Origin of the sequence: Mesorhizobium sp. M8A.F.Ca.ET.161.01.1.1 (genome assembly GCF_004792105.1) — a bacterium.
In the GTDB taxonomy this organism is placed as follows: domain Bacteria; phylum Pseudomonadota; class Alphaproteobacteria; order Rhizobiales; family Rhizobiaceae; genus Mesorhizobium.
Genome location: NZ_SRTD01000127.1, coordinates 1 through 398 on the forward strand (window position 1 = coordinate 1; position 398 = coordinate 398).

Sequence of the window (398 nt, forward strand, 5' to 3'; positions counted from 1 at the left end):
AGCCGCATGCTGAGGAATTTGACGCCATAGAGGCGCGGATCATCAGGTGCACGGGCGGTAATGGCAACATCGGCGCGATAATCGATGATCTGTTCCATCACCCGCGCGGAATTGTCCACCGAAAGCGAAAAGGTAAGCTGCGGCCGCTCGGCCTTCAGGCGCGAAAGAATAGGCAGCGGCAGCACGGGACCATCGGCAGCGACGCGCAGATGCCCGCCCGCAGAACCCGTATCGCCGCGCAGGAAGGCCTTGGCCTCGTTTTCGGCCTGAAACAGGCGCGCGGTGATTTCGAACAGGCGTTCGCCCTGTGGGCTGAGGCTCACCCCCCGCGGTTTTCTTTCCAGAAGGTTCACACCGCTGATCGCCTCCAGCTCGCGCACATGGGCTGAAAGGGTGGA

General features: G+C 62.3%; 1 protein-coding gene. It reads right to left on the minus strand.

Annotation, left to right across the window (positions count from 1 at the left end):
* Positions 1-398, minus strand: a 398-nt coding sequence (locus tag EN804_RS34975; protein WP_246693537.1) for a LysR family transcriptional regulator, incomplete at both ends; no start/stop codon positions are given.